The 18,449-nt window shown below is 64.9% G+C and carries 16 protein-coding genes; 7 read left to right on the forward strand and 9 right to left on the reverse strand.

Annotation, left to right across the window (positions count from 1 at the left end):
* Nucleotides 1-4 precede the first annotated feature (4 nt).
* Genes K6T84_RS08060 through K6T84_RS08070 form a run of 3 tightly spaced genes read right to left on the reverse strand, consistent with a single transcriptional unit; the run spans nt 5 to nt 2,264 of the window.
* Complete coding sequence (locus tag K6T84_RS08060; RefSeq protein ID WP_225401513.1) at nt 5-886, reverse strand: 3-carboxyethylcatechol 2,3-dioxygenase; 882 nt, start codon at nt 884-886, stop codon at nt 5-7.
* 20 nt (nt 887-906) lie between these two features.
* Entirely contained in the window at nt 907-1,101 is a 195-nt protein-coding gene (locus tag K6T84_RS08065; protein WP_225401514.1) for a ferredoxin, read from the reverse strand.
* Nucleotides 1,098-2,264 (reverse strand): cytochrome P450, encoded by a 1,167-nt coding sequence (locus K6T84_RS08070; RefSeq protein ID WP_225401515.1) that lies wholly within the window; start codon nt 2,262-2,264, stop codon nt 1,098-1,100. The genes K6T84_RS08065 and K6T84_RS08070 overlap by 4 nt, the downstream gene beginning before the upstream one ends.
* A 404-nt stretch (nt 2,265-2,668) precedes the next feature.
* Here K6T84_RS08070 and K6T84_RS08075 point away from each other — a divergent pair, with 404 nt between their 5' ends.
* The gene (locus tag K6T84_RS08075; protein ID WP_225401516.1) at nt 2,669-4,822 is read left to right on the forward strand and encodes an acyl-CoA dehydrogenase family protein; all 2,154 of its coding nucleotides are present in this window, start codon (nt 2,669-2,671) and stop codon (nt 4,820-4,822) included.
* 114 nt (nt 4,823-4,936) lie between these two features.
* Here the strand turns inward: K6T84_RS08075 and K6T84_RS08080 are convergent, their stop codons facing one another.
* On the reverse strand, nt 4,937-5,410 hold the full coding sequence (locus K6T84_RS08080; RefSeq protein ID WP_225401517.1) for a Zn-ribbon domain-containing OB-fold protein: 474 nt from the start codon (nt 5,408-5,410) through the stop codon (nt 4,937-4,939).
* A gap of 227 nt (nt 5,411-5,637) precedes the next feature.
* Here K6T84_RS08080 and K6T84_RS08085 point away from each other — a divergent pair, with 227 nt between their 5' ends.
* The 3 genes from K6T84_RS08085 (at nt 5,638) to K6T84_RS08095 (ending at nt 7,952) form a co-directional block, all read left to right on the forward strand.
* The gene (locus K6T84_RS08085) at nt 5,638-6,741 is read left to right on the forward strand and encodes a CaiB/BaiF CoA transferase family protein (protein ID WP_225401518.1); all 1,104 of its coding nucleotides are present in this window, start codon (nt 5,638-5,640) and stop codon (nt 6,739-6,741) included.
* A gap of 320 nt (nt 6,742-7,061) precedes the next feature.
* Nucleotides 7,062-7,643, forward strand: a complete 582-nt coding sequence (locus K6T84_RS08090) for a nuclear transport factor 2 family protein (RefSeq protein ID WP_225401519.1) — start codon at nt 7,062-7,064, stop codon at nt 7,641-7,643.
* A gap of 156 nt (nt 7,644-7,799) precedes the next feature.
* A complete protein-coding gene (locus tag K6T84_RS08095) occupies nt 7,800-7,952 on the forward strand; it encodes a hypothetical protein (RefSeq protein WP_225401520.1) in 153 nt (50 codons plus the stop codon).
* 265 nt (nt 7,953-8,217) lie between these two features.
* Here K6T84_RS08095 and K6T84_RS08100 read toward each other — a convergent pair whose 3' ends face one another.
* Together K6T84_RS08100 and K6T84_RS08105 are read right to left on the reverse strand one after the other, a co-directional pair.
* Nucleotides 8,218-11,076: an MMPL/RND family transporter gene (locus K6T84_RS08100; protein ID WP_225401521.1), complete on the reverse strand. Its 2,859-nt coding sequence runs from the start codon at nt 11,074-11,076 to the stop codon at nt 8,218-8,220.
* Complete coding sequence (locus tag K6T84_RS08105) at nt 11,073-11,480, reverse strand: MmpS family transport accessory protein (RefSeq protein ID WP_224864603.1); 408 nt, start codon at nt 11,478-11,480, stop codon at nt 11,073-11,075. The genes K6T84_RS08100 and K6T84_RS08105 overlap by 4 nt, the downstream gene beginning before the upstream one ends.
* Nucleotides 11,481-11,670: 190 nt before the next feature.
* Between K6T84_RS08105 and K6T84_RS08110 the strand changes: the two genes are divergently transcribed.
* On the forward strand, nt 11,671-12,636 hold the full coding sequence (locus K6T84_RS08110; protein ID WP_224864604.1) for a TetR family transcriptional regulator: 966 nt from the start codon (nt 11,671-11,673) through the stop codon (nt 12,634-12,636).
* A gap of 5 nt (nt 12,637-12,641) precedes the next feature.
* Here the strand turns inward: K6T84_RS08110 and K6T84_RS08115 are convergent, their stop codons facing one another.
* Together K6T84_RS08115 and K6T84_RS08120 are read right to left on the reverse strand one after the other, a co-directional pair.
* Entirely contained in the window at nt 12,642-13,712 is a 1,071-nt protein-coding gene (locus tag K6T84_RS08115; protein WP_408066073.1) for a DUF6670 family protein, read from the reverse strand.
* 231 nt (nt 13,713-13,943) lie between these two features.
* Nucleotides 13,944-14,459 (reverse strand): winged helix-turn-helix transcriptional regulator, encoded by a 516-nt coding sequence (locus K6T84_RS08120; RefSeq protein ID WP_225401522.1) that lies wholly within the window; start codon nt 14,457-14,459, stop codon nt 13,944-13,946.
* Nucleotides 14,460-14,561: 102 nt separating this feature from the next.
* Between K6T84_RS08120 and K6T84_RS08125 the strand changes: the two genes are divergently transcribed.
* Nucleotides 14,562-16,829 carry a molybdopterin-dependent oxidoreductase gene (locus tag K6T84_RS08125; RefSeq protein WP_225401523.1) on the forward strand — a complete coding sequence of 756 codons (2,268 nt, stop codon included), beginning with the start codon at nt 14,562-14,564 and terminating at the stop codon, nt 16,827-16,829.
* Nucleotides 16,830-16,896: 67 nt separating this feature from the next.
* Here K6T84_RS08125 and K6T84_RS08130 read toward each other — a convergent pair whose 3' ends face one another.
* The gene (locus K6T84_RS08130) at nt 16,897-17,421 is read right to left on the reverse strand and encodes a CGNR zinc finger domain-containing protein (RefSeq protein WP_225401524.1); all 525 of its coding nucleotides are present in this window, start codon (nt 17,419-17,421) and stop codon (nt 16,897-16,899) included.
* A gap of 80 nt (nt 17,422-17,501) precedes the next feature.
* Here K6T84_RS08130 and K6T84_RS08135 point away from each other — a divergent pair, with 80 nt between their 5' ends.
* Nucleotides 17,502-18,374, forward strand: coding sequence for an alpha/beta fold hydrolase (locus K6T84_RS08135; protein ID WP_225401525.1), 873 nt, complete (start codon nt 17,502-17,504; stop codon nt 18,372-18,374).
* Nucleotides 18,375-18,449: the final 75 nt, after the last annotated feature.

Genomic DNA, 18,449 nt, shown 5'->3' on the forward strand with positions numbered 1-18,449 from the left:
GGCTTCATTCGAGATCAGGACGAGGGTTTGACGCCGAGGTGGCGACCGCCATCCCGGTGATCCATTCCGGGACCGGCTCGTAAACCAGCGGTGTGACCGGTCTGCCTCCGCCGGCGGCGCCGGCGGCCAGCCAGGTGCGGACTTCGTTGGCCCCCGCGCCGGCACGCGAGTGGGCGGTATCGACCAGGTCGATCAGAGCCGATGTGTTCCAGGTCGACATCGCCTGCAGCACGTCAGTGTCCCAGTCCGGGCGGATCTTCGTCCGCGCTTCGGCCATCCCCTCGGTGATGATCCGGGCGCGATCTTCGTCGCTGAGGTCGTAGGTGTCGACCTCCAGGCTCGGCGGCGAATGTGACAGCCCGCCGGTGCCGATCACCAATACGCGCTGAGTATGTTCGTCGAGAAATTGCCCGACCGCCGCGCCGAAATCGGCGACGCGGCGGCCGGTCGGCAGGGGAGCCGTCGCACAGTTCACCGGCAGCGGAATCACGGGTTTGGTGTCCAACTCGCCCAGCAGATCGCGGATCGGCTGGGCAAAGGCATGGTCCAATCCGATGTCACGGCAGACTGCGATATCGAATCCCGCGGACAGTAGATACTCGGACAGCTCGCCGGCGAGTGCGGACGGCACGGCGAGCTCGCCTGCCCTATGGCGACCCTCGGCGATAATCGACGCGGACAGCGCCACGGCGAAGGCAGGCACCACGTGGCGGAAGGCGCGCCGATGGTCCCCGCCGAACAACACCACCACATCCGGGTCGAAGCGCCGGACCTCCTCGGCTGCCGCAGCCAGTGCGGCGCGAAAATTCTGGCCGAAGCGTTCCTCGACGTCGCGCTCCTTGCCGGGGCTGTGGCTTGCGCACACGACCAGTCGATCAGGCGTCATGCCGTTTCCCCCATACGCGCTCAATCTTCAATTGATATAGCCCCTTCGGGACAGTTCGCCACACCGATGCGTGCTCCCTCAACCTGGTCTGGCGGCACAGTGCCGTCGCCGATCACGTGGCCGTAGCCCTCGTCGTCATCGACGAAGACACTGGGCGCCAGCGAATAGCACATGCCATGGCCCATACACTTATTCCGGTCAATGGACACCTTCATGAAGTTTGGCCCTCGATCGTCAGGTGCAGCGACTCCAGTCCGGTGGTGCCCCGTGGCCAGTGCACCTGTGGCGTTGTGCCCGGGGCGATGTGGTAGTTGGGAATCCGCTTGTGCCATTCGTCGTAGAAGATCTGCATTTCCAATCGCGCCAGATGCGAACCGAGGCAACGATGTGGACCCAGGCCGAAGCTGACATGCGGGTTCTCGGATCGGTGGAAATCGATCTCATAGGGATGCGGGAAGACTGCCTCGTCGCGGTTGGCCACCGCGAGGTAGCCCGTGATCCGACTGCCTTCGGGCAGGCTGTGGCCCGCCAGTTGCGTTTCTCCTGAAGTCACGCGGGGGATAAACGGTGCGGGCGGGTCCAGTCGCAGTAGCTCTTCGGTCGCCGCCGGAATGAGTGACGGATCCGCGGCGATTTCGCGTCGTCGGTCCGGGTTTTGGGCCAACCGCTGCATACCCATGCCGAGCGAGTCCGTGACGGTGTCCAAGCCTGCGAGGACAAACAGGAAGCACAATCCGATGGCCTCCTGGTCGGAGAGAGCATCAGCGGGCTCGAGATTGAGCACTTGGCTCAGGACATCATCGCCCGGTACGCCGCGTCGCTTGGCGACGAGTTCGGAGAGATACTGGAATAGTTCAGCGGCTTTGACTAGGCCTTCCTGGGCCGCCTCGTCCACCGATGTCTGGCCACTGGCGGCACTGAGGTTCAACACGGCGTTCTTCCACTCGATGAACTGGTCGCGCATGTCGAGCGGGAAGCCGAACAGGGTGAGAAACACCTGGGTGGGAAACACCGCAGCGAGTTCGGAGACGAACTCGCATTCACCGCGCTGTGCGATCGGTTCGATCAATTCGATGGCCTGCTTGCGCAGATCGGGTTCCAGTGGCTTGATCACCCTGGGACTGAAAACGGGTTGCAGGATCCGACGGTAGTGAGTCTGCTCCGGCGGGTCGAACGCGATCGGTACCAGCGGTACCGGGCTGGCCAGCACGTCGAAGGCCTTCTTCGACGAGAACGTCAACGGGTCTTTCAGCATCAGTTCGAGCAAGTCACGACGGGTGGCGGCGTAGCCATCCTCGACCTCGAGAAGCGGGTGGGAGGCCAAGCTGCGCCAGGCGTCGTCGCGGGCCACCGGAATAGGGAGGCTGTCGGTGGCCACTTTGGGTAGGGAGCCAGCACTCAAATCTGATCCTCGATTCCGTCTCGGCCCGCTCGCGTTGGCGAAGGCCTCCGGACACATCGAAGTGTGCCAGTGCTGTCAGAAAGAGACAAGGCTAGACCAGCGAACTCCGATCCATCATGTGACGTTAATATGCTTTGATGCCTGGTATGACAACCAGATCGACGCATTGTCGAGTGCTACTCAGCGGGTATACGTTAATGTCAGAAAATATCGAACCGTGGTTCCGGTGGTCCAGCGGACCGTCGCTGGAGGCGGTCCGCCTGGTTTCGCCGGCCCGCAAGCTCGCGCCGGCGCGCCACTGCCTCGCTATCGAACCCACCTTCCGCGAAACATTCAGTGCCCCTTGCTGACGGGGTGACGATGAGAATGGAGAATCACTCATGCCATTGGCGATAACCGAGGACCACCGTGCGCTTGCCGAGGTTGCCAAGGCGGTGGTCGCCGGGCGTGCCGGGACTGCGGGTGCCCGCCGCGTGCTACTCGACGCGGAGCTGAGCGGTCGGTGGTGGCTCGATGACGGGCTCTGGAAAGAGATCGTGTCCACCGGCTGGCTGGGCTTGCACATCGATGAGCGATTTGGCGGTCAGGGCTATGGTCTGCCCGAGCTGACCATCGTCGCCGAGCAACTCGGCCGGGCGGCGATCAGTGGACCGTTCCTGCCCACCGTTGCCGCATCGGCGGTGATCGCCGAAGCTGGCACTGACCAGCAGTGCCAGCGGTGGCTGCCGCGGCTCGTGTCCGGTGACGTGGTGGCTGGGATCGCGGTGGGCGGTACCACCACCGTTGCTGTGCGGACCGATTCGGAGATTTCACTCGACGCCGTCGCCGCCTTGGCGGAACCGGACGCCGATGTGTTCCTGATTCCGGTCGGAGACGACCTGGTGCTGGTCGAGGCCGGCGACACCGTCAGCACCCGCCGGGCCGACTCTGCCGACCAGCTGATGCGGTCGGTCACTGTCCTGGGGTTGTCGTCGACCCCCATCGGCGATGTGTTCCCAGGTGCCGCTGCCGCGGCAGTCCGGATTCTGCGCCTGGTTGCCGCCGCCGAGGCGGTCGGCGGTCTGGCGGCGTGCACCGAGATGGCGACGACCTACGCCGCCACGCGGGAACAGTTCGGTCGGCCGATCGGATCCTTCCAAGCTGTGAAACATCACTGCGCGAACATGCTGGTCGACACGGAACTCTCGGTGGCAGCCACCTGGGACGCCGCCCGTGCGGCCGGACCCGAAGCCGACTTGGCCGCCACGATGGCGGCCGGTCAGGTGCTGCCTGCCTATCAGCGGGTGGCGCTGCAAAACATCCAGGTGCACGGCGGGATCGCCTACACGTGGGAGCACGATGCACATCTCTACGTCCGGCGCGCGACGGTGCTGCTTGCCGTTGCCGGTGGCCCGGAGGCTTTGCGGGACAGGGTTATCGAACTGCAATCCGGGGGTATTCGGCGTCGTCAAACGCTGGACCTGCCGCCCGATGCTGAGCAGTACCGGCAGGCCGCGCAGAATTTTCGCGTCGAACTCGACCGTACCGACCAGGCAGATCGTCAGAAAGCCTGGGCGCGCAGCGGTTATCTTCAAGCGCATTGGCCCAAGCCTTACGGTCGAGCGGCCAGCTCGGTCGAGCAGCTCATCATCGAGGAAGTGCTCGGCGACCTCGACAAACCCAGTTTGGGGCTCGGCGAATGGGTGGTTCCTACACTGCTGCAGCACGGCAGCTCCGAGCAGATTGATCGCCTGATCTGGCCCAGTCTCGAGGGTGAGTTGCGGTGGTGTCAGCTGTTCAGCGAGCCGGGGGCCGGGTCCGATGCAGCGGCCGTGTCCACCAAGGCCACTCGGGTTGACGGTGGCTGGCTGGTGGCCGGCCAGAAGGTGTGGACCAGCGATGCGATGAATTGTCAACGCGGGCTGGCCACCGTGCGCACCGATCCGGCCGCGCCCAAGCACAAGGGCATCACGGCGATGATGATCGATCTGGCCGACCCGAACGTGGAGATCCGCCCGCTGACCGAGATTACCGGCGAGACGCTGTTCAACGAGGTGTTCTTCAACGAGGTCTTCGTGCCAGACGAAGACGTGGTCGGTGCGGTGAACGCCGGATGGGCGGTGGCGATGGCGACGTTGGGCAACGAGAGAGTCTCCATTGCAGGAGGATCGGTAACAATGGTCGCCGACGAACTCATCGAACTTTTGGTGCGTCATCGCGGCAGCGACACCGGTTTTGCCCGCGAAGTTGGCGCGTTGTTGGTTGAAGCGTATTCCGTTGCGGCGCTGAATCTTCGACAGGCCGCCCGATCAGTCTTCGACTCCGGCCCCGGCATTGAGGGCAATGTCACGAAACTCTTCGGCGCCGAACACGCTCAACGTGTTGCCGAACTTGCGCTGCGCATCGCCGGTCCGGCGATACTCATCGGCGGTGAAGGACGCGTGCTGCACGATTATCTGTTCAGTCGCTGCCTGACGATCGCTGGTGGAACGTCGGAGGTTCTGCGGAATCTGATCGCAGAGCGCATTCTCGGTCTGCCGCGTGAACCAAAGTAGACCGGAGAATCGCCATGATGTGCACCATCGCCGGAATCGGACGCACCGCCCGCACGGGCGGGTCCGGCCTGGTGCGCGCCGGCGCGGTGGTGGCGAGCGTTCCTACGAGTTGATTTACGTAACCGGGACGGGACGGAACAGCGGAAGCCACACCCGGCTGTCCTCCTCGCCGGACAACGCGGTCCAGTCTTCGAAGAAGACCTCAACCGGCATGCCGACGCTGATCTGTTCGACGGAAACGTCAACGACATTGGAAATCAACCGCACGTCGGGTTCCTCGGCAAGTGCGACCATCGCGACGATGTAGGGCGGTTCGAAGCCGGGAATCCACGGTTGCCGATTAATGGTATAGGCGGCAACGGTGGCTCGGCCGGATACCGGTTCCGGTGCCACGTCGGTACTCCGGCATCGCCAGCACGCCGGGGCCGGCGGATGGAAGAAATGTCCACAGCTGTGGCAGCAGAAGATCAGTAGCTCGCCACGCTCACCGCCGGTCCAGAACGCCTTGGATTCGGCGGTCGGGTTCGGCGGCAGTCGCAGCTTCGGTCGCTGGTATGCCGACTCGTCGGTCTTGGTTTCAACGGACATGCGGCTGCCCCGATCCGGCCGGCGTGGCATGACTGCGATTGCGCATGTACGTGAATCTCCTTGTGCCCGTGGGATTCCAGTCGGGCGAGTAAGCGATTCTGACCACGACATCGTCCTCGCGCAGTCATCCAGGTGTGCGCGATCGTCAGATCGTGCTACCACACCCGCTGAACCGTCCTATAAACCCAATGGATTAGTCATAGTACGGTATCATTAATATGTACGCCATGTCAGAAGTCAGGCCGCATGGGGCGTTACGAGCAGCTGCTCTTGCGGGGATACGAGTCGTCGAACTGGCGGGGATGGGGCCGGGTCCTCATGTCGCCATGGTGCTGGCTGATCTGGGCGCAGACGTCGTGCGTGTGCAACGCCCCGGGCAGACAGGCGGCCAAGCAAATCCACAATTGCGGGGCCGACGGATCGTGGAGGCGGATCTGAAGGACTCAACCGACCATGCGGAGGTCCGACGGCTCATCGACCGGGCCGACGTGCTGATCGAGGGATTCCGGCCCGGTGTCACTGAGCGACTCGGTCTGGGGCCCGAAGTTTGCTCGGCCACGAACCCGGCTCTGATCTATCTGCGAATGACCGGGTGGGGACAGACCGGTCCGCGCGCCCAAGAGGCGGGTCACGATATCAACTACATAGGACTGGTCGGGTTGCTCCACGCGATCGGTCCTGCCGAGCAGCCCCCGGTCCCGCCGTTGAATCTGGTCGGTGATTACGGCGGAGGCTCGATGCCCGCCGTCATCGGGGTGCTGGCCGCGCTCATCGAGCGCCACACCTCAGGCTGCGGCCAGGTGATCGACGCCGCCATTGTCAACGGTGCAGCCCAACTCTCGCAGGCGATCTGGTCGATGCGTGCTGATGGTCGATGGTCAGACGATCGGGGCACCAATACCTTTGACGGATCGGCTCCGTTCTACCGCACCTACCGCTGCGCCGATGGTTGCTACGTTGCAGTCGGAGCGCTCGAGCCGGAGTTCTTCGCCGAGATGTTGGCGGGGTTGGGTGTCGCCCCCGAGGCAGTCGGGGCGCAGCGCGACAAGTCGGGGTGGCCGGCGATGCACTCGCTGTTATCGGAAGCGTTCGCGCAACGGTCCCGCGATGAGTGGTCCGAGGTGTTCGCGGGCACGGACGCGTGCGTGACGCCGGTCTTGAGCATGGCTGAAGCGGCTTCTGACGATCACTTGTCCGAGCGCGGCGTGTTCATTGAGATCGATGGCGTGACGCAGCCTGCGCCGGCGCCGTGCTTCTCCCGAACCCCGCAGCGACTGCCCTCGGGTCTGCCCCCTAACGCTGAAGCGCTTAATGCTGTTTGGCGGGACTGAACGTAACGCGTGTCGCCGGTTGGCGCTGGCCCGCCATGTCGACAAAATCCAGCTCGACTCTGACATCAATGCCATAGTCAGCGGACATTGATCACGTGGAACATGAGGTCGCATGAACACGGAGATGTCAAGGCGCAGACATATAAATACTTCCCCGCCGGGGTCCCGCGATCCGGGTTGACTGTTCCCGCAGCGAAGACCGATGTTGATATCTGACGGTATGTACACTCCACGGAGGAAGGGCGCATCAATCCGTCGAGGCGGGGCAGGGCAATGCCCCGGTCTGTGGCCACCGATGACGGTTAAGGGAAGGTATGACGATGGCGGACCGCGAAGAGGTCGAACGGGAGTTCCGGCGCTACTACATGATCGGGCCCGTGATGGAGGACTGGGTGGGATGGGCGAATCTCTTCACCGACGACGCCGCCTACTTCGACCATTTCTACGGCACATTCACCGGACCAGGTGAGATCGCGCCGTACCTTGAGGGCACCATGGGCGCGTCCCCCATGGTGTACACGGTGCTGAAGTGGTACGTCATCGACGGAGATCGCGCGGTGTACGAATGCCTCAACCGTGCCGATAACCCGGAGCCGGGGGCGCCACCGATCGATTTCCCCTCCTATCAGATCGTCGACTATGCCGGCGGCGGCAAATGGAGCCGGGAAGAAGACATCTGGATCATGGGCGAGATGAAGCAGTTCGCGGAGCGCTATCAAGATGCCGAGCGCCGATTTCCCCAGACCCTTGAGGACAAGCTCAGTCGGCAAGACTGGGGGCCATGGGTGGATTGGGCGAGACCGCAGCAGGGACATCAAGCCCGTCCGTCGTGGTCAACCAAGCCAGATTTCACCCCGTTTCGCGGGATCGGTGACATCGATTTCGGTATCCGTTCCCACTGACCTGTTCCTCTCGTTCTGGTACTCCCCGACTTTCATAACGCATGCGGCGATCGATCCACGGGTCAACCCCCGGCGCAAGAATGCTGATGTCGACGGCATCTGAATTTTGACCCCTGGCGGCAGGGCGGTTTCCAGTTGAGGGAACATCCACTCCCGATGCTCAGCATCGACGATCCGGTCTATGCCGAGATCGTCGTCCACGCGACAGACCCGGCCTGCGAGGAGGTCATGTGCAGATCAAGGAGCTATCAGATTCCCTGGCCGCGCTGGGACAGCTGGCTGGCCGATACCAGGCTGAACATCCAGTGATTTCGGATCGATTGCAAACCCGCGATAGAGCCGATCCCACGACGCGTTCCCAAAACCTGTCCTACGCGTTCCGGCGCTTAGATCGCCACCCGCTTTAACCCGCGTAATTGGAGTTTTCAACACGTCCCCGGGGGCGGGGGACCTGTGTGAATAGGTGTTGAAAACTCTAGTGGATGACCTGCGGGGGCCTGGTTCGCGGTGGTGGTGGCGCGCCGGGGACTGATCTTTGGTGTTGCCAGGGTTGAGTATGGGCCTGATGAGAAGCCTAGAGGGGGTGTGACTGGCCGGTGGGCAGGGGCCTGTCGTGGACGACTATCGGCCACCAGAACCAGCGGCCGGCCAGCGTCGCTATCGCCGGTATGACGAATGAGCGCACCAGCAGCGTGTCGAGCAGCAGCCCGAGTCCCACGGTGGTCCCGATTTGGGCGATGTTGTGGGCGTAGCCGGCCAGCATCGCCAGCATGGTGAACCCGAAGACAAGCCCAGCGGTGGTCACCACGCCGCCGGTGTTGACCATCGACCGGATGATGCCGGTCTTGATCCCGGCCGGTATCTCGTCTTTGAAGCGCGCGACCAGCAGCATGTTGTAGTCGGCACCCACGGCCACCAGAAACACGAAGGCGATCGGTGCCACCGACCAGTGCAACGGGTTACCGATGATGTCCTGCCAGACGAACGCCGCCAGCCCCAGTGCGGACAGGTAGGACAATGCCACCGTGCCGATCACGGCGATCGCCGCGACCAGGCTGCGCAGCAGGATCACGATCACGCAGAACACGAAGGCGAACGCGGCCACCACGCTGGTGGTGAAGTCCTCCCTGGTGAACGCCTCGATGTTGAGCAGGGTGCCGCCCGGGCCGCCGATGCTGACGGTGCTGCCTTCCAGCGACGTGCCTTTCACCGCCTGCAGCGACGTGGGAATGATCTTGGCGCTCAGGGCCATCGCGTCGCTGCTGAACCCTTCCATGTGGGGGGTGACAAGCATCCGCGTCGCCTTCCCGTCTGCGGAGAAGAAGTACGTCATCGCGTCCTTGAACAACGGATTGTCGAAGGCTTGGCTCGGCAGGAAGAACGAGGAGTTGGGGTCGCCCACATCGAAGTTGTCACGGAGTTCCGCGGTGAATTGCGTGAGCTCCGAGATCTGCGGGATCAGCACCATCAGGGTGTCCTGCAGCGGCGTCGTCACCGCGTCGACCTGATCGACGAAGTCGCTCAGCGTCGCCAACTGGCCGGACAGTACGGGCAGCGCCTGGTCGGCCGCGCGGGTCCCGTCGATCACCTCCGCGATCAAGCCGTCGAAGCGGTGCAGGTCGTCGAAGATCGAGAAGCCGTCGAGCGCGGCCCGGCAGTACTCGTTATCGCGGCACGGCGGGATCGTGTCCACGAAGTCGACGGCGGGTTGAGCGAGATCGCGCAGGGTATCCAGCTTTTCGACCACGCCGCTCAGTGCGGTGCGCAGTTCGGCGGCTCCACCGCGGATCTGGCCCAGACCTCGGCTGCCCGTCGCCTGCGCCTGCTCCAAGCCGCGGATCGCGACCCTCAGCTGTCCGACCCGCCCCGACAGCGCGCTGAGATCATCGGCCCGGTGCGTCAACAGGTCGGTCACCTGGGTCAGCCGCTGACCGATGTAGCCCGCCTGCGAGGTCAGCGTCCCCTGTTTGAGCGGGGCGCCCAGCGGTCGGATGATGCCTTGGACATTGTTGACCCCCGGGATCGACAGGATCGCGTTGGTCAGCTTCGCCAGGGCGATCATGTCCGACGAGTTACGCATGTCGTGATCGGACTCGACCAGAAAGACACTGGGCGACATGATGTTCGGCGGCAGGTGTCGGTCGGCGGCGGCGTAGCCCAGGTTGGCCGGCGAGTCGCTCGGCTGCGCGATCCGTTCGTTGTAGCTGGGTTGGTAGCTCGGCAACACCAGCAGCGCGGGGGCCAGCAACGCGAGGCTTCCCACCAGAACCGGCCCCGGCCACCGCACCACATGGGTGGCGATGCGCCGCCACCGCCGCAGCGAGCCCTGCTCGCGAGGTTCGAAGAACCCGAACCGGCTCCCCACGGCCAGTGTGGCCGGCCCCAGCGTCAGCGCCGCGGCCAATGTCACCAGCACCGCGATGGTGCACGGCAGCCCCGACGTGCTGAAGATGGCCAGGCGCGTAAAGGCCATACAGGCGGTCGCACCTGCGACGGTCATGCCCGAGGCGATGATGATGTGCTGCACTCCGGCCAGCGCGGTGTAGTAGGCGTCGGCGGGATCTTCACCGGCGCGGCGCGCCTCCTGATATCTGCCCAGCAGGAAGATGCCGTAGTCGATACCGGCACCGAGCACGATGACGGCAAGAAGCGCTGAGGCGAATATGGACACCCCGATGACGCGGTGCTCACCGAGCAGCGCTACCAGGGGCCGCCCGACACCGAGCCCGGCGCCCGCCACCAGCAGCGGCATCGACACCGTGATCGGCGACCGATAGACCCACAGCAGAATGGCGCCGACGAGGAGACCACAGGAGATCAGCAGCAGCAGGATCGAGTCGTTGATCGACACGAGCTCGTCGTTGACCACCGCCGACGGCCCGGTCAGGTGTGCGCTGAGCCCATCGGGCGGTGGGGATTCGGCGATGATGTCCCGAACGGCCTGGGTGGACTCCATCGCCAGTGCGGTGCCCATGTTGCCCGCCAGGTTGAGCAGAACGTAGGCGACTTTGCCGTCGGCGCTTTCGTTGGCGGGCGCGAACTGCGGATCGGACCACAGGTCCATCGAGGAGTTGACGTGCTTTTTGTCCTGGTCGATTCGCTCGAGAACCGTCGAATAGTACTGGTGCGCTCCGTCTCCCAGCGGCTCGTCGCCCTCGATGAGCAGGTAGACGAAGTTGTTGGTTCCGGCACCGCCGAAGTAATCGCCCATCTTGGCGATGGCCTGCACGGAAGCCGCGTCGTCGGGCAGGAATGACCGGGCGTGCCCTTTGATCACGGTCTCGAGCTGCGGGACAGCGAGATTTAATACCCCCCCGAGCGCGAGCCACGAGACGATGACCGGCAGCGCGAAGACGTACAGCAGCCGGGCCGGCAGTGGCCGTCCCGGCCCGGCCTGGTCGCCGTTGGATCGCAATATCGTCGGCGTGTTCACGAGACCACGACCTCGCAGGACACCGCGGTCGAGTCGGAAGCCTGTTCGTCGCGAATCCGCCCGTCGACGGTGACACGGCAGGACAGCGGTGCCGCGTCGGCCTGGGCGATCACGCCGCTGGAGACCGTGAGCTGCCGCGTTCGCAGCGTGGCGAGCCACGGCAGAGTGCTCGACACCTCACGCACCGTGCCGTCGGCGTCGAGATACGACGCGGACACGACGGTACCGACGGGGCCGTCGAGGCGGTACTCGATGACTTTCTCCCGGAGTTTCCCCGCCGACGGCGGGCGGGCCGAATGCCCGATCGCAGGGTCGGGAATATCACTGAGCCGCAGGTGGGCGATGTATACCCCGGCAATGCACAGGGTTGCGGCGACAACCAGATGAACCCACGCCTGACGCATGTGCCCTGCCTCCTCATCCGTCGACCTTTACCCGATACCAGCGGTACCGAAATTAATTGAACGGTCGGTCATTTGATAGCGAGTGCTTGTAACGTCACAGCGCCCCAACAGTGCGTTTCACGTCACATCCATTGATATATCCGCAGATGGATCGGGGGTTTTCGGTTGGGGAACCTGGTAGAAGGGACAGGTGGCGAGAGCTGGAACCAAAGGCGTCCCCCGAGCTCAGCGTGAACAGCAGATCCTCGACGCAGCGTGCCGGGAGTTCGCGCGTGCCGGGTACGCCGGCATGTCGCTTGCCGCTGTCGCTGCCGGGGCCGATATCTCCAAACCGATGATCCTGGCGTACTTCGGATCCAAAGAACAGCTCTATATCGCCTGCCTAAAGCGCGCCAGCGACAAGGTCGGGGACCAGATCGAGGCCGCCATGGGGCGGGTACCGCCGACACTGGCGCTGCCGCAGGAGGTTTTCCGCGCCATCTTCCACGCCTTGGATCCGCGACCTGCCGACTGGCTCGTCATCTGGGATCAGACCCTGCCGGAGGGCGGTGACGCACTCGCTGCCGCGAAGACCGCGCGTTCGAGGCTGGTCGAACTCGCCGGACAGGGGGTCGCGGCGATCGGGGAGGCGCCGGCCGACCGGGCGATGCAACTGCGCGAGCGCGAGGATCTCGCGGTGCTCACCCAGGGGTGGATGGGCATGGTGGGCGCCATCGTCAATTGGTGGATTCGCCATCCCGACCAAACCGCTGACCAGATGGCCGAACGGGCCGGCCGGGCCCTCGCCGTCGTGGCCGGCGCCGGCCTGTCCGACGAGTGGACGGCTGACGCTGCGCCGGCCACCCCGGCGCCGGGGGTACGGGTGCGCGGCTCGGAGACCGGGCGGCCGCTGATGGCGGCATTCGACCTGTTCGGCCGGCGCTGGGCGATACTGATTGTCTGGCAACTACGAACGGAGGCAAAGAGCTTCACGCAGCTGCAAGAAGATACCGACGTCACGCCCGGGGTGCTGCGAATGCGGCTACAAGAACTGACCGATGCACGCATCGTGCGAGACCGAAACGCGCAGTACTCCCTCACCGCGCTGGGTCGCAGCCTGCTCGTCGCGCTGGCCCCGTTGGAGTTATGGGCCAAGGCGTGGTCGGCCAAGCGTTGACCGCGCTAAGGGCCGGTGGCCGGCCGCACGTCCACCCACTCGATGTATCCGGACCCTTCCACCGGTTCGCCCCGGAACTTTGCGGTGTAGCTGTAGGCGCCCGAATATCCGCGGCCATGCCCGAAACGCATCGGTGAATCGACCGCGCCATCGACCGTGAGAATCTCCTGGCCGCGGTCGCGGACGACCCACCGCAGGCCGGCCGGCAGCCGCATCCGGCGGCCCCAGCGATCGACCGCGGGTTCATCCTGATATGTGACATCGAAATCGACGTCATCGAAGACGGTGGTCTCGCCGCCGAGGACTCGCAGGTGCGCGAGCAAGCAGGCGGTGTGCCCCCGAGCGCTGACCTTGGTCAGCAGCAACTGTGTTCGATCATCCAATTGCAGAACCTGGTAGGTGAAGAAGTCCACAGGTAATTTCAGCCGGGCAGGCACCGGTTTTCGGCTCAGCCCCTGATGCCCGGCGCATCGCGCGTACTCGAACGTGCCGAGCCCGCGGATCGCGGTCTCACCGGCGCCATCGGTGATCGTTCCCCGGTATGGCGCCAGCAGACTCAAGTGCTGGTAGATCGGCGTGTCGACGAAGAACGACGCCTGTCGTGTCACGGTCAGGTCCAGATCGAGCGAGAACGTGGCGTATCTGCCGCGAACCCTGACCTCGGGCAGTCGAATATCCAGCTCAAGGTCATCGCCCCAGCGCAGCATTGAGCCGTCGTCGGCGAACGCACACTCGGTCGCGGCGTCGTACGCCCGATAGTGATGCTGATCGGCGTACGCGGTCGACGAGAACACCGTGCTGGTATTTCGGACGTCCGGGGCGGCGAGCGCGTCGTTGTCGAAGATCTCCGTTCCGGTGGCACCCAGCAGTGTCATGGTGTTGATGTACCGATACGGGTCCGGCAGCCGCGGAACGAAAACACCGAAGTGGGTCCACGCCCACAACCGTGAGTCCAGATGCGGTCGCATCCGGTAGCCGGCCGGCAGCGCGCGACACGAATTCGCCATCCGCCGGTCGACCGGCGGCGTGACGCGCAGCACGGTCGCCGCCAACGCGCGCGACACCACTCGATCCATGATCGTACCTCCCGGGGCATGCAATTGAACGATCGGTAATATCGCCGTCTCGTCAGACTACAACCACACGAGACAAGCGCGGACAGTCATCCGCTAGTTTTCTCAGCACCTATCGGTCCCCCGCCCCCGGGACGGGGACCTGTGTGGTTAGGTGTTGAAAACTCGTGTGGATGCCGGCGGCCGCCGGTGCGCGGTCGTGGGGCGCGTCGCCTGCGGGCTTCCGGTGGTCGGTCAGCCCTGAGACGGCCCGGTCTGGTTGAAACGCGCAGCAATCCGCGGATTGTCCAGCAGGTGCTCCGGGAACCCGGGACCTGCGTGGGCGTGGGTCTGCTCGGACGCCACGGCGGCGCCGCAGTGCGCGCACACCACGACGGCCTCCAGGTCGTGGCCGCACGGCTCGTGGCTCAGGATCACGGGCAGTTCCTTGCCGTGATGCATCCACCGGTCGCCCCAGGTCTTCATCGCGGCCATGATGGGGAAGAAGTCACGGCCGGATTCGGTGAGCAGGTATTCATGCCTGACCGGCTCGGTCTGGTATTCCCGGCGCTCGAGCAGGCCGGCGCCGACGAGTACCCGCAGTCGGTCGGTCAGGGTGTTGCGGGCGATGCCCAGGGAAGCGATGAACGCGTCGAACCTGGTTTCGCCGTAGAAGGCCTCGCGTAGCACGAGCAGCGTCCAGCCGTCACCGACCAGGTCGGCGGTGCGCGCGATGGTGCAGGGCCATCTGGCGAACGAGGTCGTTTTCACGTCGATGAGCATATCAGTTGCGTGTTGAGACCGACTTGTGGCGACGGCGCCGACGGGTTACTGTCGGGTCAGTTTCAATATGCAACTGCCGAGGAGCGATGCATGTCCGAAGTCACTCTCACCACCGGGCGCGAGCCCACGCTGAAGCCGACCGCCTGCATCCTGTGCGAGTGCAACTGCGGCATCGAGGTGCTCGTCGAGCCCGATACCGGACGGTTCCTGAAGATCCGCGGCGACAAGGCGCACCCGGCCTCGGCCGGCTACACCTGCAACAAGGCACTGCGCTTGGACGCCTACCAGAACGGCCGCAACGAACGGCTCACCACGCCGCTGCGGCGCCGCCAAGACGGCACCTTCGAAGAAATCGACTGGGACACCGCGCTCACCGAGATCGCCGAGGGGCTCACCCGGCTGCGCGACGAGCACGGCGGCGAGTCGATCTTCTACTACGGCGGAGGCGGCCAGGGGAACCATCTCGGCGGGGCCTACGCGCCGGCGACGATGGCCGCCTACGGCGCGCGCTTTCGCTCCAGCGCGCTGGCGCAGGAGAAGACGGGTGAATTCTGGGTTGCTGCCAGAATGCTCGGCCGTCCGCACCGATCCGATTTCGAGCACTGCGAGGTCGCGGTCTTCGTCGGCAAGAACCCCTATCAGTCCCACGGTTTCCCACGAGCCCGCTCGGTGCTCAAGGAGATCGGCAAGGACCCGTCCCGATCGATGATCGTGATCGACCCGGTCCGTACCCAGACAGCCGAGCTGGCCGACTTCCATCTGCAGCTGCGTCCCGGTACCGACCTGCACCTGTTGACCGCGATGGTGGCGGTGCTGGTGCAGGAGGATCTGATCGACCACACCTGGCTGGCCGAGCACACCGACGGGTTGGCCGAAGTCGCCGCGGTGATGCGCGACGTGTCGGTCGCGGACTACCTCGCCGTCGCCGACGTGCCCGAAGATCTCGTGCGCGCTGCCGCGCGACGCATCGCCGCGGCCGGGTCGGTGGCGATCCTGGAGGACCTCGGCGTCCAGATGAATCGCAACTCCACGACCGTGTCCTATGTCGAGAAGCTGTTGTGGCTACTCACTGGCAATTTCGCCAAGCGCGGAACGCAATACGTCTTCTCCGGGCTCGCGCCGATCGCCCGCGATCGCGGGCAGCCATTCGACCAGATCCCTCGCACCCCGGTCAGCGGGGCGGCCATCGTCAGCGGGCTGATTCCCTGCAATTCGATCCCCGACGAGATCCTCACCGACCACCCCGACCGGTTCCGCGCGGCGATCGTCGAGAGCAGCAACCCGCTGCACTCGCTCGCCGACAGCGCGCGGATGACGGAGGCATTCCGGGCCCTGGAGCTGGTGGTCGTCATCGACATCGCCCTGACCGAGACCGCGCGCGAGGCGGACTACGTACTCCCGCCGCCGACCCAGTACGAGAAGTACGAGGCGACCTTCTTCGACTTCGAGTTCCCGCGCAACCTGTTCCATCTGCGCCATCCGCTGCTGGACGCCCCGGCCGGCCAGCTGGCCGAGCCCGAGATCCACGCCCGGCTGTGCGAGTTGTCCGGGGCCGTCGGCGAGGCCGACTACGCGCCGCTGCGGGCAGCGCTGACGCAAGGCCGGGAGGCCTTCGCCCAGGCGATGCTGGGGGTGCTCGCCGACCGCCGGCTGGCCAAACTGGCCCCGGTCCTGCTCTACCGGACACTGGGCCCGACGCTGCCGGACGGCGCAGCGGCCGCGGCCGTGCTGTGGGGAGCGTCGCTGATGTGCGCGACGGAGAACCCGGCCGGTGTCGCGCGGGCCGGCTACGGCGAGGGGCTGATGGCCGGCGATCGGCTCTTCGAAGCGATCCTGGCCAGCCCACACGGGGTGGTCATCACCGACGACCAAGACGACGCGTCCTGGCAACGACTCGGCGGCCGGCGCATCCAGCTCGACGTACCCGAACTGCTCGATGTGGTGCGCAAACTCGGCGACGACGAAGCCGTCATCACCGAGCCCGACTATCCGCTGGTGCTCTCCGCGGGCGAGCGCCGCGACTTCACCGCCAACACGATCCTGCGCGACCCGGCCTGGCGTAAGCGCGATCCCGAAGGCGCGCTGCGGGTTTCGCAGGCAGACGCCACCGCGTGGTCGCTGGCGACCGGTGACCGGGTGCGGGTATGTACCCGCCGTGGCTCGGCCGAAGCCGTGGTCACGGTGGTCGACACCATGCGGAAGGGGCACATCTCGCTGCCGAACGGGCTCGGTCTGGTCTCCCAAGACGGCGAACAGGTCGGGGTGCGCCTGAACAACCTGACCGCGTCCGCAGACCGCGACGAATTCGTCGGCACCCCATGGCATAAGTCCGTCCCGGCGAGACTGGAGAAGATCTGATGCACACCCTGGAGCGCGACGGCCGCGCAATCGTGTTTCCCAAACCGCCGTCTTCGGAGGTCCGACCTCAATCGCCGATCGTGGTTTTGTTGCGTTGGTAATGCCGGCGCGCTTTCATGCGGTTGCCGCAGATGGCCATCGAACACCACCGCGCGGTGTTGGGCTTGCTGCGATCGATCAGGAACAGCCGGCACTCGGGGTTGGCGCAAGGACGTAGCCGTCCGGGACTGGAGATCCGCAGCGCGTCCCACGCGAGGATGACGCGCGCGGCGGCGTGGGAGGTCTCGCGCGTCGACAGGCTCCAGGAGATTCCGTCGTCAGACATGTTGGGGGACAGCCCAACTCCGTCGATAAACGGCTGCAACGTCTGCGGTCCACCGTCGCCGCGCACCACCGTTTGCAACGCCGTCCGCAACTCGAGGAGTTCCTGTAGCTGCCCGCTTTTCAGGGAAATGTCGTGCGCGCTCAGCCAGGCACGTGCCGTGGACGGGTCTTCGAGTTCGTCGTGCGGTACGCCGTCGATGACGGGGGTGCTGTTGAGCAGGTCCAGGAGCAGAGCCTCGTCGCCGGGGCCCGCCGCCACGATCTCCATATAACCTCCAAACGTCTATTGACAGGTTACACCATGAGTGCTTGACTTCTAACTATCAAAACATAGTTAAGGAGTTAGACATGGTTTCCTCGGTACGTCACCACTACGCCACCGTCGATGGGCGACGGTTGTTCTACCGGGAAGCGGGAAGCGGTGACGCCCCTGCGATCGTGCTGCTGCACGGCTTCCCGACAAGCTCCTACATGTTCCGGGATCTCGTCACCCGCTTGGCGGACCAATACCACGTCATCGCTCCCGACTACGTGGGCTTCGGGCATTCCGACATGCCATTGGTGACCGAGTTCGACTACACCTTCGACAACCTCGCCGACCTCACCCAGAAGCTGCTCGATCAGCTCGGGCTGACCCAGTATGCGATCTACGTCCAGGACTACGGTGCGCCGATCGGCTGGCGGATGGCGCTGCGGCGGCCCGGATCCATCAGTGCGATCGTCACGCAGAACGGCAACGGCTACGACGAGGGCTTCATAGCGGGCTTCTGGCAAACCGTCTGGGACTACCAGTGTGAGCAGACCGCCGAGACGGAGGCGGCCATCCGCGCGGCCCTGGATGTCGAGTCGGTCAAATGGCAGTACCTGACCGGCGCGCCGGATGAGTCGCTGGTCAGCCCCGACACCTGGACGCTGGACAGTGCGCTGCTGGCGCGGCCGGGCAACGACGAGGTTCAGCTCCAGCTGTTCCGGGACTACGCCACCAACCCGCCGATGTATCCCGCGCTGCATGACTACCTGCGCAACAGTGGAGTTCCGGTGCTGGCCGTGTGGGGTCGGTCGGACCCCATCTTCGGCCCGGACGGTGCCCGGGCATTCGGCCGGGACGCGCGCAATGCGGAGATCCATCTGCTCGACGGCGGCCACTTCCTGCTGGAGACGGCTGTCGATGAAGTGGCCGACCTGATCAAGGACTTCCTGCAGCGGGTGAGCGGGCAGTGACGGTGATGGCCACCCCCGCGCCAACTGGCGAGTGAATTCGAAAAATAGAACACACCAACGATATTCATCGGAGAT

Origin of the sequence: Mycobacterium zoologicum, from assembly GCF_020181635.2 — a bacterium.
GTDB classification, from domain to species: domain Bacteria; phylum Actinomycetota; class Actinomycetes; order Mycobacteriales; family Mycobacteriaceae; genus Mycobacterium; species Mycobacterium zoologicum.